Here is a 17,203-nt window from a genome sequence, read left to right on the forward strand (position 1 = left end):
AAACATTAAACGGAGCCAAACATGCAAACCATCACCATCGCCCCACCCAAGCGCAGCTGGTTCTCGCTTCTGAGCTGGGCCATTGTTCTCGCCGTGTTGGTCGTCTCGTGGCAGGGCGCGGAAATGGCCCCGCTTACGCTGATCAAAGACGGCGGCAACATGGCGACCTTCGCCGCCGACTTCTTCCCGCCCGATTTCAGCCAGTGGCAGGATTACCTCACCGAAATGGCCGTCACGCTGCAAATCGCCGTCTGGGGCACCGCGCTGGCAGTGGTTCTCTCCATCCCCTTCGGCCTGATGAGCGCCGAAAACCTGGTGCCGTGGTGGGTTTACCAGCCCGTTCGCCGCCTGATGGACGCCTGCCGCGCCATTAACGAAATGGTCTTCGCCATGCTGTTCGTGGTCGCCGTCGGTCTCGGACCGTTCGCTGGCGTGCTGGCGCTATTTATTCACACCACCGGCGTGCTCTCGAAACTGCTTTCCGAAGCGGTGGAAGCGATTGAACCCGGCCCGGTGGAAGGCATTCGCGCCACCGGCGCCAACAAGCTGGAAGAGATCCTTTACGGCGTGCTGCCACAGGTAATGCCGCTGCTGATCTCCTACTCCCTCTATCGCTTCGAATCCAACGTCCGCTCGGCGACCGTCGTCGGCATGGTCGGTGCAGGCGGGATCGGCGTCACCCTGTGGGAAGCGATTCGCGGTTTCCAGTTCCAACAAACCTGCGCCCTGATGGTGCTTATCATCGTCACGGTCAGCCTGCTGGATTTCCTCTCTCAACGGTTGCGTAAGCACTTTATCTGATAAGTGAGGCATTGATATCTATGCACTTGTCTACACATCCGACCAGCTACCCAACACGCTATCAGGAGATAGCCGCAAAACTTGAGCAGGAGCTTCGTCAACACTATCGCTGCGGCGACTATCTTCCCGCCGAGCAGCAACTGGCGGCGCGCTTTGAGGTAAACCGCCACACCCTGCGCCGCGCCATCGACCAACTGGTGGAAAAAGGCTGGGTACAGCGCCGTCAGGGCATCGGCGTGCTGGTGCTGATGCGCCCGTTCGATTACCCGCTCAACGCCCAGGCGCGTTTTAGCCAGAACCTGCTGGACCAGGGCAGCCATCCCACCAGCGAAAAACTGCTGTCGGTATTGCGCCCCGCGTCCGGTCACGTTGCTGACGCGCTGGGGATTACCGAGGGTGAGAACGTTATCCATTTGCGCACCCTGCGTCGCGTCAACGGCGTCGCGCTCTGTTTAATCGACCACTACTTTGCGGACCTCACCCTCTGGCCGACACTGCAACGTTTCGACAGCGGTTCGCTGCACGATTTTCTGCGCGAGCAAACCGGAATTGCGCTGCGCCGCAGCCAGACGCGGATCAGCGCCCGCCGCGCCCAGGCCAAAGAGTGCCAGCGCCTTGAAATCCCGAATATGTCGCCGCTGCTGTGCGTGCGCACCCTTAACCACCGTGACGGTGAAAGCAGCCCGGCGGAGTACTCCGTCAGCCTGACGCGCGCCGACATGATTGAATTCACTATGGAGCACTGAATGCACGCAGATACCGCGACCCGCCAGCACTGGATGTCCGTACTGGCGCACAGCCAACCGGCTGAACTGGCAGCCCGCCTGAACGCGCTGAACATCACCGCCGACTATGAAGTGATCCGCACTGCCGAAACTGGCCTGGTGCAGATTCAGGCGCGAATGGGCGGTACCGGCGAACGCTTTTTTGCCGGCGACGCCACGCTGACCCGTGCCGCCGTACGCCTGACTGACGGCACCCTCGGCTACAGCTGGGTGCTGGGGCGTGATAAACAGCACGCCGAACGCTGCGCGCTGATTGATGCGCTGATGCAGCAATCTCGCCACTTTCAAAACTTATCAGAAACCCTTATTGCCCCGCTGGACGCTGACCGTATGGCACGCATTGCCGCACGCCAGGCCGAAGTGAACGCCAGCCGGGTCGACTTCTTTACGATGGTTCGCGGAGACAACGCATGACCCTGGAAACCGCTTTTATGCTTCCCGTGCAGGATGCCCAGCACAGTTTTCGTCGCCTGTTAAAGGCCATGAGCGAGCCGGGCGTGATTGTCGCCCTGTATCAGCTCAAACGCGGCTGGCAGCCGCTGAATATCGCCACCACCAGCGTGCTGCTGACGCTGGCCGATAACGACACGCCGGTGTGGCTTGCCACGCCATTAAGTAACGATATCGTCAATCAGAGCCTGCGTTTTCATACCAACGCGCCGCTGGTCAGCCAGCCGGAACAGGCGACCTTCGCGGTGACGGATGAGGCGATTTCCAGCGAACAGCTCAACGCCCTTTCCACCGACACCGCCGTTGCGCCGGAAGCGGGCGCGACGCTGATTTTACAGGTCGCCAGCCTGAGCGGCGGACGCATGTTGCGTCTCACCGGCGCGGGCATTGCCGAAGAACGAATGATCGCTCCGCAGCTGCCAGAGTGCATTCTGCACGAACTCACCGAGCGCCCGCACCCGTTCCCGCTCGGCATCGACCTAATCCTGACCTGCGGCGAGCGCCTGCTGGCTATCCCGCGAACCACTCATGTGGAGGTGTGCTGATGTACGTTGCCGTGAAAGGGGGCGAAAAGGCGATCGACGCCGCCCACGCCCTGCAAGAGAGCCGACGCCGGGGCGATACCGATTTGCCCGAACTGAGCGTCGCCCAGATTGAACAGCAGCTTAACCTCGCGGTGGATCGCGTGATGACAGAAGGCGGCATTGCCGACCGCGAACTGGCGGCGCTGGCGCTGAAACAGGCCAGCGGCGATAACGTCGAAGCGATTTTCCTGCTACGCGCCTACCGCACCACGCTGACGAAACTGGCGGTAAGCGAGCCGCTCGACACCACGGAGATGCGTCTCGAACGGCGTATTTCAGCGGTTTATAAAGATATTCCCGGCGGCCAGCTGCTTGGCCCAACCTACGACTACACCCATCGCCTGCTCGATTTCACTCTGCTGGCAAACGGCGAAGCGCCGACGCTGACCACCGCCGACAGCGAACAACAGCCGTCGCCGCACGTTTTCAGCCTGCTGGCGCGTCAGGGGCTGGCGAAGTTTGAAGAGGATAGCGGAGCACAGCCGGATGACATCACCCGCACGCCGCCGGTTTACCCCTGTTCACGTTCTTCCCGTTTGCAGCAGTTAATGCGCGGCGACGAAGGCTATTTGCTGGCGCTGGCTTACTCCACCCAGCGCGGTTACGGGCGCAACCACCCGTTCGCGGGCGAGATCCGCAGTGGTTACATCGACGTGTCGATTGTGCCGGAAGAGCTGGGATTTGCGGTAAACGTCGGCGAACTGCTGATGACCGAGTGTGAAATGGTCAACGGTTTTATCGACCCGCCGGATGAGCCGCCGCACTTCACGCGCGGCTACGGGCTGGTATTCGGCATGAGCGAGCGCAAAGCGATGGCAATGGCGCTGGTTGACCGTGCGTTGCAAGCCCCGGAATACGGCGAGCACGCGACAGGCCCGGCGCAGGATGAAGAGTTCGTGCTGGCGCATGCCGACAACGTCGAAGCCGCAGGCTTTGTCTCGCACCTCAAACTCCCGCACTACGTCGATTTCCAGGCCGAACTGGAGCTACTCAAACGTCTGCAACAGGAGCAGAACCATGGCTAATCTGAGCGGCTACAACTTTGCCTACCTCGACGAGCAGACCAAACGCATGATCCGCCGCGCCATCTTAAAAGCGGTGGCGATCCCCGGTTATCAGGTACCGTTTGGCGGGCGCGAGATGCCGATGCCGTACGGCTGGGGAACTGGTGGTATCCAGCTCACCGCCAGCGTGATTGGCGAAAGCGACGTGTTGAAGGTGATTGACCAGGGTGCGGATGACACCACCAACGCCGTGTCGATTCGCAACTTCTTTAAGCGCGTGACCGGGGTAAACACCACTGAATGTACGGACGATGCGACGCTTATCCAGACGCGTCACCGCATCCCCGAAACGCCGCTGACCGAAGATCAGATCATTATCTTCCAGGTGCCAATCCCGGAACCGCTGCGCTTTATCGAGCCGCGCGAAACGGAGACCCGCACTATGCACGCGCTGGAGGAGTACGGCGTGATGCAGGTGAAACTGTATGAAGATATCGCCCGCTTCGGTCATATCGCCACCACCTATGCTTATCCGGTGAAGGTGAACGGGCGCTACGTGATGGACCCGTCGCCGATCCCGAAATTCGATAACCCGAAAATGGACATGATGCCCGCCCTGCAGCTGTTCGGCGCAGGGCGCGAGAAGCGCATCTATGCGGTGCCGCCGTTTACCCGCGTGGAAAGTCTCGATTTCGACGATCACCCGTTCACCGTTCAGCAGTGGGATGAGCCATGCGCCATCTGCGGATCGACCCACAGCTATCTTGATGAAGTGGTGCTGGATGACGCCGGAAACCGCATGTTTGTCTGCTCCGATACCGATTATTGCCGCCAACAGAGCGAGGCGAAAAGCCAATGAATCAACCGTTACTTTCGGTCAATAACCTGACCCACCTTTACGCGCCGGGCAAAGGCTTTAGCGATGTCTCTTTTGATTTATGGCCGGGGGAAGTGCTGGGCATTGTCGGGGAATCCGGCTCCGGGAAGACCACGCTGCTGAAGTCGATCTCCGCGCGTCTGACGCCGCAGCAGGGGGAGATTCACTATGAAAACCGTTCCCTCTATGCAATGAGCGAGGCCGACCGCCGTCGCCTGCTGCGCACCGAATGGGGCGTGGTGCATCAGCATCCGCTCGACGGCCTGCGCCGCCAGGTGTCGGCAGGCGGCAATATCGGCGAGCGGCTGATGGCGACCGGGGCGCGACATTACGGCGATATTCGCGCTACCGCGCAGAAGTGGCTGGAAGAGGTGGAGATTCCCGCCAACCGTATCGACGACCTGCCGACCACCTTTTCCGGCGGTATGCAGCAGCGTTTGCAGATTGCCCGCAACCTGGTGACGCATCCGAAGCTGGTGTTTATGGATGAACCGACCGGCGGGCTGGATGTGTCGGTGCAGGCCCGCCTGCTCGACCTGCTGCGCGGACTGGTGGTGGAGCTGAACCTCGCGGTAGTGATTGTCACCCACGATTTAGGCGTCGCCCGCCTGCTGGCGGACCGTTTGCTGGTGATGAAGCAGGGGCAAGTGGTGGAGAGTGGGTTAACCGACCGCGTGCTCGACGACCCGCATCATCCGTATACACAGCTGCTGGTGTCATCGGTTTTGCAGAATTGAGCCGGTGCCGGATGCGGCGTAAACGCCTTATCCGGCCTACAAATGCGCTCCCCGTAGGTCGGATAAGACGCGTCAGCGTCGCATCCGACACCCGAACCACGAGGCGAAAAATGATTAACGTACAAAACGTCAGTAAAACCTTCATCCTGCACCAGCAAAACGGCGTGCGCCTGCCCGTCCTCAACCGCGCCTCGCTCATCGTCAACGCGGGCGAATGCGTGGTGCTCCACGGCCATTCCGGCAGCGGAAAATCAACCCTGCTACGCTCGCTGTACGCCAACTATCTGCCCGACGAAGGGCAAATCCAGATCAAACACGGTGACGAATGGGTCGATCTGGTCACCGCGCCAGCGCGCAAAGTGGTGGAGATCCGCAAAACCACCGTTGGCTGGGTGAGCCAGTTTCTGCGCGTCATCCCGCGTATTTCGGCGCTGGAAGTGGTGATGCAGCCGCTACTCGATACCGGCGTACCGCGTGAAGCCTGCGCCGCTAAAGCCGCGCGTCTGCTCACCCGCCTGAACGTGCCGGAACGCCTGTGGCATCTGGCGCCATCGACCTTCTCCGGCGGCGAACAGCAGCGCGTCAACATCGCCCGCGGCTTTATCGTCGACTACCCCATTCTGCTGCTCGACGAACCTACCGCCTCGCTGGACGCCAAAAACAGCGCCGCCGTAGTCGAGCTGATTCACGAAGCCAAAGCCCGTGGCGCGGCCATCGTCGGCATCTTCCACGACGAAGCCGTACGTAATGACGTTGCCGACCGCCTGCACCCAATGGAAGCCTCTTCATGATTATCAATAACGTCAAATTGGTGCTGGAAAACGAAGTGGTACACGGTTCACTGGAGGTGCAGGACGGCGAAATCCGCGCCTTTGCCGAAAGCCAGAGCCGCCTGCCGGAGGCGATGGACGGCGAAGGCGGCTGGCTGCTGCCGGGGCTGATTGAGCTGCATACCGATAATCTGGATAAATTCTTCACCCCGCGCCCGAAAGTTGACTGGCCTGCCCACTCGGCGATGAGCAGCCACGACGCGCTGATGGTGGCGAGCGGCATCACCACCGTACTGGATGCCGTGGCAATTGGCGACGTGCGCGACGGCGGCGATCGGCTGGTGAATCTGGAGAAGATGATCAACGCCATCGAAGAGACGCAGAAACGCGGCGTCAACCGCGCCGAGCACCGTCTGCATCTGCGCTGCGAACTGCCGCATCACACCACGCTGCCGCTGTTTGAAAAACTGGTGCAGCGCGAGCCGGTGACGCTGGTGTCGCTGATGGACCACTCGCCGGGCCAGCGCCAGTTCGCCAATCGCGAGAAGTATCGCGAATATTATCAGGGCAAATACTCCCTCACTGATGCGCAGATGCAGCAGTACGAAGAAGAGCAACTGGCGCTCGCCGCACGCTGGTCGCAGCCGAATCGCGAATCCATCGCCGCCCTGTGCCGCGCGCGAAAAATTGCGCTTGCCAGCCACGATGACGCCACCCACGCCCACGTTGCTGAATCTCACCAGCTTGGCAGCGTGATCGCCGAATTTCCCACCACGTTCGAAGCGGCGGAAGCCTCGCGCAAGCATGGCATGAACGTGCTGATGGGCGCGCCGAATATTGTGCGCGGCGGCTCGCACTCCGGCAACGTGGCAGCCAGTGAACTGGCGCAGCTTGGCCTGCTGGATATCCTCTCTTCCGACTACTACCCCGCCAGCCTGCTCGATGCGGCATTTCGCGTCGCCGATGACGAGAGCAACCGCTTTACGCTGCCGCAGGCGGTGAAGCTGGTGACTAAAAATCCAGCGCAGGCGCTTAATCTCCAGGATCGCGGGGTGATTGGCGAGGGCAAACGCGCGGACTTGGTGCTGGCGCATCGCAAGGGCAATCACATTCATATCGACCACGTCTGGCGTCAGGGTAAAAGGGTGTTCTGATGATGGGAAAACTGATTTGGTTAATGGGGCCGTCCGGCTCCGGGAAAGATAGCCTGCTGGCGGAACTCCGCCTGCGGGAACAAACTCAGCTACTGGTGGCGCATCGCTACATCACGCGCGACGCCAGCGCCGGAAGCGAAAACCATATCGCTCTGAGCGAGCAGGAGTTTTTTACCCGCGCGGGGCAGAACCTACTGGCCTTAAGCTGGCACGCTAACGGTCTGTATTATGGCGTCGGCGTCGAGATCGACCTCTGGCTGCACGCCGGATTCGACGTGCTGGTCAACGGCTCACGCGCCCATCTGCCGCAGGCGCGGGCGCGCTATCAATCGGCGCTGCTGCCCGTCTGTTTACAGGTTTCGCCGGAGATCCTCCGCCAGCGCCTGGAAAACCGTGGCCGTGAAAACGCCAGTGAAATTAACGCCCGCCTGGCGCGCGCCGCCCGCTATACTCCACAGGATTGCCATACGCTCAACAATGACGGCAGCCTGCGCCAGTCGGTCGACACGCTGCTGACGCTGATTCATCAGAAGGAGAAACACCATGCCTGCTTGTGAGCTTCGCCCGGCCACGCAGTATGATACCGACGCGGTTTACGCGCTGATTTGTGAGCTAAAACAGGCGGAGTTTGACCACCACGCATTTCGCGTGGGCTTTAGCGCCAATCTGCGCGACCCGAACATGCGCTATCATCTGGCGCTGCTGGATGGCGAGGTTGTCGGCATGATCGGCCTGCATTTGCAGTTTCATCTGCATCATGTCAACTGGATCGGCGAAATTCAGGAACTGGTAGTGATGCCGCAGGCGCGCGGCCTGAACGTCGGTAGCAAGTTGCTGGCGTGGGCAGAAGAAGAAGCCCGCCAGGCCGGGGCCGAAATGACCGAGCTTTCGACCAACGTGAAGCGCCACGACGCGCACCGTTTCTATCTGCGAGAAGGCTACGAGCAGAGTCACTTCCGCTTCACCAAGGCGCTGTAACATGAGTCTGACCCTCACGCTCACCGGCACCGGCGGCGCACAGGGCGTTCCGGCATGGGGCTGCGAGTGCGCGGCCTGCGACCGAGCGCGGCGCTCGCCGCAGTATCGCCGCCAACCGTGCAGCGGCGTAGTGAAGTTTAACGAGGCGATCACCCTGATCGACGCCGGGCTGCACGATCTCACCGATCGCTGGTCTCCCGGATCGTTCCAGCAGTTTTTGCTGACGCATTATCATATGGATCACGTCCAGGGGCTGTTTCCGCTGCGCTGGGGCGTGGGCGATCCGATCCCGATCTACGGCCCGCCGGATGAACAGGGCTGCGACGATCTGTTTAAACATCCCGGGCTGCTTGATTTCAGCCACACGGTGGAACCGTTTGTGGTGTTTGATTTGCAGGGGTTGCAGGTCACGCCGCTGCCGCTTAACCACTCAAAACTCACTTTCGGCTATTTACTGGAAACGGCGCACAGCCGGGTGGCGTGGCTGTCTGACACCGCTGGCTTGCCGGAAAAAACGCTGAAATTTTTACGCAATAATCAGCCGCAGGTAATGGTGATGGATTGCAGTCACCCGCCGCGCGCGGATGCACCGCGTAATCACTGTGATTTAAATACCGTGCTTGCGCTGAATCAGGTTATCCGCTCGCCACGGGTGATTCTGACCCATATCAGCCACCAGTTTGATGCGTGGCTGATGGAAAACGCACTACCGTCAGGGTTTGAGGTGGGGTTTGATGGGATGGAGATTGGGGTGGCGTGATGAGAGGGAATGTGCGCGCTGGCCCCCTCACCCTAACCCTCTCCCCAGAGGGGCGAGGGGACCGATTGTGCTCGATATTGAATATTGCGCTCGTTTTCTCCCTCTCCCCATTGGGGTGAGGGGCGATGCCTGCTCCATACCCAACCTCATCGCCCATACTCATCTTCCATTCTCCGCTCTTCATCCTCCAGTTGCCGACGCTCCTGATCAAGCTGGCGCTGGCGATCGTCCAGCTGCCTGCGGCGATCTTCAAACTGGCGGCGGCGGTCGTCATATTGTCTGCGCCGATCGTCGCTCACTTCACGCTGCCAGCCGTCGTCGCGCGAATCTTCATAGTCTCGCCCACGGTCAGGGTTATAAGCGTCATTAATCGCCTGCTGAATATTACCAATAGTATCGTCGATAATATCAGCCTGGGCCGGAACGGTGGACAGCGTGAGCAGGGTGAATAAAAGAAATAGCGGAAAGCGTTTCATTAGCCAACCTCAAAAAGAAACTCTATCCACATTAGTCATTACTCATCCATGCAAGTAGTGGATGAATCTCAATTTCTCCGCTGCTCTATTGCCGTAATCGCCTCCACGCGTTGTTGATGACGACCGCCTTCGTACTGTGCGCCCAGCCACGCATCCACAATCATTTTTGCCAGTTCGAGGCCAACCACTCGTGAACCAAAAGCCAGTGCAACTTCACTGGCATAATGCGGATAATCAGTGCGCTCTGACGACCTGGTGTCTTTATCAATCACCTCACTCATTGACCATGAATAAAAGGCTGGCACAGCAACGCAGAATCCTGCGGTGCCAGCGACATGACCGCCCATTGCTCCGGTACGTTTTTTAAAAAGAAACACCGGTTGCATTGATAAATTGTGCTCAGTATTTGCCGAAGTACAATATATATAATAAATATATAAAACACCTCATATTATTTACAGAGATAATAAATTCGCGTAATTTTCCCTCTTCAGCACAAATGCCTAATAAAATGGATCGTTCAGCTCACACTTCCACTTATTAAAGTCGCAAATTCCCAATTATGATAACCCCAGCTTTAAATGACGTATTTTGCATGGATTACATATTTACGACATAAATGATAAATGGAGATTTACATGAATAACTCTCGGTTATTCCGTTTGAGCAGAATTGTTATTGCGTTAACTGCCGCCAGCGGCATGATGGTAAATACCGCTAACGCGAAAGAGGAAGCGAAAGCCGCCACTCAATATACCCAACAGGTTAATCAGAATTACGCCAAATCATTACCGTTTAGCGATCGTCAGGATTTTGACGACGCTCAGCGTGGATTTATCGCTCCGCTGCTGGATGAAGGTATTCTGCGCGATGCTAATGGCAAACCATATTATCGCGGGGAAGATTATAAATTTGATATCAATGCGCCCGCGCCCGAAACCGTTAACCCTAGCCTGTGGCGTCAGTCGCAGTTAAACGGTATTTCCGGCCTGTTTAAAGTCACCGACAGAATGTACCAGGTTCGCGGTCAGGATATCTCCAACATCACCTTTATCGAAGGTGATACCGGGATTATTGTCATCGACCCGCTGGTGACGCCACCGAGCGCAAAAGCCGCCCTTGACCTTTACTTCCAAAATCGCCCGCAAAAACCGATTGTTGCGGTTATTTATACCCACAGCCATACCGACCACTATGGCGGCGTGAAAGGCATTATCTCTGAAGCTGATGTGAAATCCGGTAAAGTGCAGGTTATCGCCCCTGCTGGCTTTATGGACGAAGCCATCAGCGAAAACGTACTGGCGGGTAATATTATGAGCCGCCGTGCACTTTACTCCTACGGCCTGCTGCTGGCGCATAACCCTCAGGGTAACATCGGCAATGGTCTTGGCGTAACGCTGGCATCGGGCTACCCGAGCATCATCGCACCGAACAAAACCATCACCAAAACCGGTGAGAAGATGATTATCGACGGCCTGGAGTTTGACTTCCTGATGACCCCAGGTAGCGAAGCACCAGCCGAAATGCACTTCTATATTCCGGCCCTGAAAGCGCTGTGTACCGCCGAGAACGCCACGCATACCCTGCACAACTTCTACACTCTGCGCGGCGCGAAAACCCGCGACACCAGCAAGTGGACCGAGTATCTGAACGAAACGCTGGATATGTGGGGTAACGACGCGGAAGTCCTGTTTATGCCGCACACCTGGCCGGTCTGGGGCAATAAGCATATCAATGATTATATTGGTAAATATCGCGATACTATCAAGTACATTCACGACCAGACCCTGCACCTGGCGAACCAGGGCTACACCATGAATGAAATCGGCGACATGATTAAACTGCCGCCTGCACTTGCCAATAACTGGGCCAGCCGTGGCTATTACGGTTCTGTCAGCCACAACGCCCGCGCGGTGTATAACTTCTATCTTGGCTATTACGACGGTAACCCGGCTAACCTGCATCCGTATGGTCAGGTGGAGATGGGTAAACGTTACGTGCAGGCGCTGGGCGGTTCTGCCCGTGTCATCAACCTGGCGCAAGAAGCGAACAAGCAAGGTGATTACCGCTGGTCGGCAGAACTGCTGAAACAGGTGATTGCCGCCAACCCGGGTGACCAGGTCGCGAAGAATCTGCAAGCGAATAACTTTGAACAGCTGGGCTATCAGGCCGAGTCCGCCACCTGGCGCGGTTTCTACCTGACCGGCGCGAAAGAGCTGCGCGAAGGGGTGCATAAGTTCAGCCACGGCACCATCGGTTCCCCGGACACCATTCGCGGGATGTCGGTCGAAATGCTGTTCGACTTTATGTCCGTTCGCCTCGATAGCGCGAAAGCCGCGGGTAAAAATATCAGCCTGAACTTCAATATGAGCAATGGCGATAACCTCAACCTGACGCTGAACGATAGCGTGCTTAACTACCGTAAAACACTGCAATCCCAAGCTGACGCCTCTTTCTACATCAGCCGTGAAGATCTGCACGCCGTGCTGACCGGGCAAGCCAAAATGGCGGATCTGGTAAAAGCGAAGAAAGCCAAAATTATTGGCAATGGCGCGAAACTGGAAGAAATTATCGCCTGTCTGGATAATTTCGATTTGTGGGTGAATATCGTAACCCCAAATTAATGTCACTCGCTTTTGGGGGCGCTGAAGCCCCCAAAAGCATTTATTTTAAAAATATATACAGCCAATTAATAAATAAAATATATAAGTTATGAATGCGGTGACTGAATAAAGCTATTTTTATTCATCGAGAAAATAGCCATACTGACGCCTTCAATGGATATTGATATTCACTACAGATATTGTTCGCAGCAGACAGGATGTATTTAATATGCCAACAGTTCTCTCTCGCATGGCGATGCAACTCAAAAAAACAGCCTGGATAATTCCCGTCTTCATGGTTTCGGGATGCTCATTATCTCCGGCAATCCCGGTGATCGGTGCTTATTATCCCAGCTGGTTTTTCTGCGCCATTGCCAGCCTTATTTTGATGCTCATCACGAGGCGAGTTATTCAGCGGGCAAATATCAATCTGGCATTTGTCGGAATTATTTATACCGCCCTTTTTGCTCTCTACGCCATGCTGTTCTGGCTGGCATTTTTCTAATCTATTTGAGACGCGCTCATGGAAAGTACGCCGAAAAAAGCTCCTCGCAGTAAATTCCCTGCTCTGTTAGTGGTTGCATTGGCGCTGGTTGCCCTTGTTTTCGTTATCTGGCGCGTAGACAGTGCGCCATCAACTAATGACGCTTACGCGTCAGCAGATACCATTGATGTGGTGCCGGAAGTCAGCGGCCGCATTGTAGAACTGGCGGTCACCGACAACCAGGCAGTCAAACAGGGCGATTTGCTGTTCCGCATTGACCCGCGCCCGTACGAAGCCAATCTGGCGAAAGCTGAAGCCTCCCTCGCGGCGCTGGATAAGCAAATTATGCTCACCCAGCGTAGCGTTGATGCGCAACAGTTTGGTGCCGACTCGATTAATGCCACGGTAGAAAAAGCCCGTGCCGCCGCGAAACAGGCCACAGATACATTACGCCGTACCGAGCCATTACTGAAAGAGGGTTTTGTCTCAGCGGAAGACGTTGACCGTGCAAGAACTGCGCAGCGCGCCGCAGAAGCCGATCTTAATGCCGTATTGTTACAGGCGCAGTCAGCCGCCAGCGCCGTCAGCGGCGTCGATGCGCTGGTGGCGCAACGTGCGGCGGTCGAAGCGGATATTGCCCTGACCAAACTGCATCTGGAAATGGCGACCGTTCGCGCGCCGTTTGATGGCCGGGTCATTTCCCTCAAAACCTCCGTCGGGCAATTTGCTTCTGCCATGCGCCCTATTTTTACCCTAATCGACACTCGTCACTGGTACGTGATCGCCAACTTCCGCGAAACCGATCTGAAAAATATTCGCTCAGGTACACCCGCAACGATTCGCCTGATGAGTGACAGCGGCAAAACCTTCGAGGGTAAAGTGGATTCGATTGGCTACGGCGTGCTACCGGATGACGGCGGCCTGGTGCTGGGCGGCCTGCCGAAAGTTTCTCGCTCTATTAACTGGGTCCGCGTTGCCCAGCGTTTTCCGGTCAAAATCATGGTCGATAAACCTGACCCGGAAATGTTCCGCATCGGCGCTTCGGCAGTCGCTAATCTTGAGCCGCAATAATGAGCGCGCTCAACTCCCTGCCATTACCGATGGTCAGGCTGCTGGCGTTCTTTCATGAAGAGTTAAGCGAGCGGCGACCCGGCCGCGTGCCGCAGATCGTGCAACTCTGGGTAGGCTGCCTGCTGGTGATTCTGATCTCGATGACTTTTGAGATCCCTTTTGTGGCGTTATCGCTGGCAGTGCTGTTTTACGGTATTCAGTCGAACGCGTTTTACACCAAATTTGTGGCGATCTTGTTTGTGGTTGCCACGGTGCTGGAGATCGGCAGCCTGTTTTTGATCTACAAATGGTCATACGGCGAACCGTTGATCCGATTGATCATCGCCGGGCCGATCCTGATGGGCCGCATGTTTTTGATGCGCACCCATCGGCTGGGACTGGTCTTTTTCGCTGTCGCCATTGTCGCCATTTACGGGCAAACCTTCCCCGCCATGCTCGACTATCCGGAAGTGGTCGTGCGCTTAACGCTGTGGTGTATCGTTGTTGGCCTCTATCCAACCTTGCTGATGACGTTAATCGGCGTGCTGTGGTTTCCCAGTCGTGCCATTTCGCAAATGCATCAGGCGCTTAATGATCGGCTTGATGATGCCATTAGTCACCTGACAGACAGCCTCGCACCGCTACCCGAAACGCGGATTGAAAGAGAGGCGCTGGCGCTGCAAAAACTGAATGTCTTTTGTCTCGCGGACGATGCCAACTGGCGAACTCAAAGCGCATGGTGGCAAAGCTGCGTGGCAACGGTAACCTACATTTACTCGACGCTGAATCGCTACGATCCCACCTCTTTTGCTGATTCTCAGGCAATTATTGAATTTCGGCAAAAATTAGCCTCAGAAATCAACAAGCTGCAGCATGCCGTTGCTGAAGGTCAGTGCTGGCAAAGCGACTGGCGGATCAGTGAAAGTGAAGCGGTGGCGGCACGGGAATGTAACCTGGAGAATATCTGCCAGACGTTGTTACAACTGGGCCAGATGAACCCGAATACGCCGCCAACGCCCGCCGCCAAACCGCCATCAATGGTCGCCGATGCTTTTACCAATCCAGACTATATACGCTACGCGGTAAAAACATTGCTCGCCTGTTTGATCTGTTACACCTTTTACAGCGGCGTGGACTGGGAAGGCATTCACACCTGTATGCTGACCTGCGTGATCGTCTCTAATCCAAATGTCGGTTCGTCGTACCAGAAGATGGTGCTGCGTTTTGGCGGGGCCTTTTGCGGCGCGATTCTGGCGCTGTTATTCACGCTACTGGTCATGCCCTGGCTGGACAATATTGTCGAATTGCTGTTTGTGCTGGCACCGATTTTCCTGTTGGGCGCATGGATTGCCACCAGCTCTGAACGCTCTTCTTATATCGGCACACAGATGGTGGTCACCTTCGCGCTCGCCACGCTCGAAAACGTTTTTGGCCCAGTGTACGACCTGGTGGAAATTCGCGATCGCGCCCTGGGTATCATCATTGGTACCGTGGTGTCCGCGGTGATTTACACCTTTGTCTGGCCTGAAAGTGAAGCGCGCACGCTGCCGCAAAAACTGGCTGGCGCGCTGGGTATGTTAAGTAAAGTAATGCGGATCCCACGCCAGCAGGAAGTCACGGCTCTGCGCACTTATCTGCAAATTCGTATCGGTCTGCATGCGGCGTTTAATGCCTGTGAAGAGATGTGCCAACGCGTGGCGCTGGAGCGTCAACTGGACAGCGAAGAACGCGCCTTACTGATTGAACGTTCGCAAACGGTTATTCGTCAGGGCCGCGATATCCTTCACGCCTGGGATGCCACCTGGAATTCGGCGCAGGCGCTGGATAACGCACTACAGCCGGACAGAGCAGGTCAGTTTGCCGACGCCCTGGAAAAATACGCTGCCGGTCTGGCAACCGCACTCAGCCGTTCTCCTCAAATAACGCTTGAAGAGACACCCGCCTCGCAGGCCATCCTGCCCACCTTATTAAAACAGGAGCAACACGTCTGCCAGCTTTTCGCCCGCTTGCCAGACTGGACAGCCCCGGCATTAACGCCCGCCACGGAACAGGCACAAGGAGCCACGCAATGATCAATCGTCAACTTTCACGTCTGCTGTTGTGCAGCATTCTCGGCAGCACGACGCTGATTTCCGGCTGTGCCTTGGTACGCAAGGATTCTGCGCCTCATCAACAGCTCAAACCGGAACAAATCAAACTGGCCGATGATATTCATCTTGCCAGCTCCGGCTGGCCGCAGGCGCAGTGGTGGAAACAACTCAATGACCCGTAGCTGGATGCGCTGATCCAACGGACGCTAAGTGGTTCACACACCCTCGCCGAAGCGAAACTGCGGGAAGAAAAAGCGCAGTCCCAGGCCGATTTGTTAGATGCCGGTTCACAATTACAGGTCGCAGCGTTAGGGATGCTCAACCGCCAACGCGTCTCGGCGAACGGCTTTTTAAGCCCTTATGCGATGGATGCGCCCGCACTGGGTATGGACGGGCCGTACTATACGGAAGCCACAGTAGGTTTGTTTGCCGGACTGGATCTTGATTTGTGGGGTGTGCATCGCTCAGCGGTTGCCGCCGCCATTGGCGCGCATAATGCCGCGCTGGCAGAAACCGCAGCAGTAGAGCTATCGCTGACCACGGGCGTAGCGCAGCTTTATTACAGTATGCAGGCCAGCTATCAGATGCTCGATCTGTTAGAACAAACTCGCGATGTGATTGATTACGCGGTGAAAGCGCACCAGAGTAAAGTGGCGCACGGTCTGGAAGCACAAGTGCCTTTCCACGGCGCGCGGGCACAGATTCTGGCGGTCGATAAACAAATTGCTGCCGTCAAAGGGCAAATCACCGAAACGCGAGAATCTCTGCGTGCATTGATTGGCGCGGGGGCCAGCGATATGCCGGAGATCAAACCGGTGGCATTACCACGAGTCCAGACCGGCATTCCGGCGACACTCTCTTATGAGTTGCTCGCCAGACGCCCGGATCTGCAAGCCATGCGCTGGTATGTTCAGGCGTCATTAGATCAGGTGGATTCCGCGCGGGCGCTGTTCTACCCGAGCTTTGATATCAAAGCGTTTTTCGGCCTTGATGCCATCCACCTGGATACCTTATTCAAAAAAACCAGTCGCCAGTTCAACTTCATCCCGGGTCTGAAATTGCCGCTGTTTGACGGTGGACGGTTGAATGCCAATCTCGAAGGCACGCGCGCCGCCAGCAACATGATGATTGAACGTTACAACCAGTCAGTACTGAACGCGGTGCGTGACGTTGCCGTCAACGGCACGCGTCTGCAAACGCTCAACGACGAGCGAGAAATGCAGGCTGAACGCGTGGAAGCAACGCGCTTCACCCAGCGCGCTGCCGAGGCCGCCTATCAGCGCGGCTTAACCAGCCGCTTACAGGCCACTGAAGCCCGGTTGCCAGTACTTGCCGAAGAGATGTCATTACTGATGCTGGACAGCCGCCGGGTGATCCAAAGCATTCAGTTGATGAAATCGCTGGGCGGCGGGTATCAGGCGGCTCCCGTCGTCGAGAAAAAATAAAATGTCTGCCGCGTGATGGCTGTCACGCGGTATTTCGTTTCGTCACGTCAAAACTGACGACAGCCTGTTTTTCGTCAGAGTTTTGAATAAATAGTGCCCGTAATATCAGGGAATGACCCCAAATAAAATGTGGCATAAAAGATGCATACTGTAGT

General features: G+C 56.8%; 18 protein-coding genes and 1 pseudogene. 17 read left to right on the forward strand and 2 right to left on the reverse strand.

Annotation, left to right across the window (positions count from 1 at the left end; translation table 11 throughout):
- Positions 1-21: 21 nt before the first annotated feature.
- From phnE to phnP, 12 genes are all read left to right on the forward strand, one after another.
- On the forward strand, positions 22-801 hold the full coding sequence (gene phnE, locus C1P89_RS17140; protein WP_001193496.1) for a phosphonate ABC transporter, permease protein PhnE: 780 nt from the start codon (positions 22-24) through the stop codon (positions 799-801).
- A 20-nt stretch (positions 802-821) separates the two neighbouring features.
- Positions 822-1,547: a phosphonate metabolism transcriptional regulator PhnF gene (phnF, locus tag C1P89_RS17145; protein WP_001344043.1), complete on the forward strand. Its 726-nt coding sequence runs from the start codon at positions 822-824 to the stop codon at positions 1,545-1,547.
- On the forward strand, positions 1,548-2,000 hold the full coding sequence (phnG, locus tag C1P89_RS17150; protein ID WP_000542796.1) for a phosphonate C-P lyase system protein PhnG: 453 nt from the start codon (positions 1,548-1,550) through the stop codon (positions 1,998-2,000).
- Complete coding sequence (gene phnH / locus C1P89_RS17155; RefSeq protein ID WP_000171635.1) at positions 1,997-2,581, forward strand: phosphonate C-P lyase system protein PhnH; 585 nt, start codon at positions 1,997-1,999, stop codon at positions 2,579-2,581. The genes phnG and phnH overlap by 4 nt, the downstream gene beginning before the upstream one ends.
- Positions 2,581-3,645: an alpha-D-ribose 1-methylphosphonate 5-triphosphate synthase subunit PhnI gene (gene phnI, locus C1P89_RS17160; RefSeq protein WP_005140685.1), complete on the forward strand. Its 1,065-nt coding sequence runs from the start codon at positions 2,581-2,583 to the stop codon at positions 3,643-3,645. Before phnH ends, phnI begins: the two co-directional genes overlap by 1 nt.
- Positions 3,638-4,483 carry an alpha-D-ribose 1-methylphosphonate 5-phosphate C-P-lyase PhnJ gene (gene phnJ / locus C1P89_RS17165; RefSeq protein ID WP_000002274.1) on the forward strand — a complete coding sequence of 282 codons (846 nt, stop codon included), beginning with the start codon at positions 3,638-3,640 and terminating at the stop codon, positions 4,481-4,483. Before phnI ends, phnJ begins: the two co-directional genes overlap by 8 nt.
- Positions 4,480-5,238, forward strand: a complete 759-nt coding sequence (gene phnK / locus C1P89_RS17170) for a phosphonate C-P lyase system protein PhnK (protein WP_001075514.1) — start codon at positions 4,480-4,482, stop codon at positions 5,236-5,238. The genes phnJ and phnK overlap by 4 nt, the downstream gene beginning before the upstream one ends.
- A 110-nt stretch (positions 5,239-5,348) precedes the next feature.
- The gene (gene phnL / locus C1P89_RS17175; RefSeq protein WP_000611394.1) at positions 5,349-6,029 is read left to right on the forward strand and encodes a phosphonate C-P lyase system protein PhnL; all 681 of its coding nucleotides are present in this window, start codon (positions 5,349-5,351) and stop codon (positions 6,027-6,029) included.
- A complete protein-coding gene (gene phnM, locus C1P89_RS17180) occupies positions 6,026-7,162 on the forward strand; it encodes an alpha-D-ribose 1-methylphosphonate 5-triphosphate diphosphatase (protein ID WP_000586304.1) in 1,137 nt (378 codons plus the stop codon). The genes phnL and phnM overlap by 4 nt, the downstream gene beginning before the upstream one ends.
- Positions 7,162-7,719 (forward strand): ribose 1,5-bisphosphokinase, encoded by a 558-nt coding sequence (gene phnN / locus C1P89_RS17185; RefSeq protein ID WP_000971886.1) that lies wholly within the window; start codon positions 7,162-7,164, stop codon positions 7,717-7,719. Before phnM ends, phnN begins: the two co-directional genes overlap by 1 nt.
- Positions 7,706-8,140 carry an aminoalkylphosphonate N-acetyltransferase gene (gene phnO / locus C1P89_RS17190; RefSeq protein ID WP_001110508.1) on the forward strand — a complete coding sequence of 145 codons (435 nt, stop codon included), beginning with the start codon at positions 7,706-7,708 and terminating at the stop codon, positions 8,138-8,140. The genes phnN and phnO overlap by 14 nt, the downstream gene beginning before the upstream one ends.
- Before the next feature lies 1 nt (position 8,141).
- Positions 8,142-8,900, forward strand: coding sequence for a phosphonate metabolism protein PhnP (phnP, locus tag C1P89_RS17195; RefSeq protein WP_000059941.1), 759 nt, complete (start codon positions 8,142-8,144; stop codon positions 8,898-8,900).
- Between the two features lie 146 nt (positions 8,901-9,046).
- Here the strand turns inward: phnP and yjdP are convergent, their stop codons facing one another.
- Both yjdP and C1P89_RS17205 read right to left on the reverse strand, forming a co-directional pair.
- Positions 9,047-9,376, reverse strand: coding sequence for a DDRRRQL repeat protein YjdP (yjdP, locus tag C1P89_RS17200; protein ID WP_000819746.1), 330 nt, complete (start codon positions 9,374-9,376; stop codon positions 9,047-9,049).
- A 68-nt stretch (positions 9,377-9,444) separates the two neighbouring features.
- Complete coding sequence (locus C1P89_RS17205; protein ID WP_001183287.1) at positions 9,445-9,762, reverse strand: RpiB/LacA/LacB family sugar-phosphate isomerase; 318 nt, start codon at positions 9,760-9,762, stop codon at positions 9,445-9,447.
- A 252-nt stretch (positions 9,763-10,014) separates the two neighbouring features.
- Here C1P89_RS17205 and yjcS point away from each other — a divergent pair, with 252 nt between their 5' ends.
- From yjcS to mdtP, 5 genes and pseudogenes are all read left to right on the forward strand, one after another.
- Entirely contained in the window at positions 10,015-12,000 is a 1,986-nt protein-coding gene (gene yjcS, locus C1P89_RS17210) for an alkyl sulfatase YjcS (RefSeq protein WP_001066005.1), read from the forward strand.
- Positions 12,001-12,208: 208 nt separating this feature from the next.
- Positions 12,209-12,484, forward strand: a complete 276-nt coding sequence (locus C1P89_RS17215; protein WP_001297587.1) for a YtcA family lipoprotein — start codon at positions 12,209-12,211, stop codon at positions 12,482-12,484.
- 18 nt (positions 12,485-12,502) lie between these two features.
- Positions 12,503-13,534, forward strand: a complete 1,032-nt coding sequence (mdtN, locus tag C1P89_RS17220) for a multidrug efflux transporter periplasmic adaptor subunit MdtN (protein WP_000446354.1) — start codon at positions 12,503-12,505, stop codon at positions 13,532-13,534.
- Positions 13,534-15,585, forward strand: a complete 2,052-nt coding sequence (mdtO, locus tag C1P89_RS17225; RefSeq protein ID WP_001275125.1) for a multidrug efflux transporter permease subunit MdtO — start codon at positions 13,534-13,536, stop codon at positions 15,583-15,585. Before mdtN ends, mdtO begins: the two co-directional genes overlap by 1 nt.
- Positions 15,582-17,048: pseudogene (gene mdtP / locus C1P89_RS17230) on the forward strand (multidrug efflux transporter outer membrane subunit MdtP). Before mdtO ends, mdtP begins: the two are co-directional and overlap by 4 nt.
- The last annotated feature ends 155 nt before the right edge of the window (positions 17,049-17,203 follow it).

The sequence above is a fragment of the Shigella sonnei genome (assembly GCF_002950395.1).
Classification (GTDB): Bacteria; Pseudomonadota; Gammaproteobacteria; order Enterobacterales; family Enterobacteriaceae; genus ECMA0423.